Genomic DNA, 317 nt, shown 5'->3' with positions numbered 1-317 from the left:
CGTCCTTCAGCGTCACCGTCACCGTCATGTCGCTGCCCGCCGCGTAGCTGGCTTTGTCCGTTTTCACGCCGGACGCTGCCTGCGCCGGAGCGCCCGCCGTGAAGGTAACGGTCGCGGTCTGGCCCGCATCCTTCCCGCCGGCCACCTTCGCCGTTACCGTCACCGCGCCGGCTTTTTTACTGCTCAGCGGCGCCGTGGCCTGGCCCTGCGCGTCGGTGGTCACGCTCTCCTGAAGAGTGGCGCCGTTGGTTGCCGACAGGCTGACCGCCGCATTGCCCACCCGGTTACCGTTCGCGTCCTTCACCGTTACCGTCACC

General features: G+C 68.5%; 1 protein-coding gene. It reads right to left on the bottom strand.

Annotated elements, in window-relative coordinates:
- The coding region (locus IFU29_RS22300; RefSeq protein WP_191935775.1) for an Ig-like domain-containing protein at window positions 1–317 on the bottom strand (317 nt) is incomplete at both ends.

Source organism: Erwinia persicina (genome assembly GCF_014838825.1).
GTDB classification, from domain to species: domain Bacteria; phylum Pseudomonadota; class Gammaproteobacteria; order Enterobacterales; family Enterobacteriaceae; genus Erwinia; species Erwinia persicina_A.
Note: the sequence above shows the minus strand (reverse complement) of the source record. Positions and strands in the feature narration are given on the sequence as shown.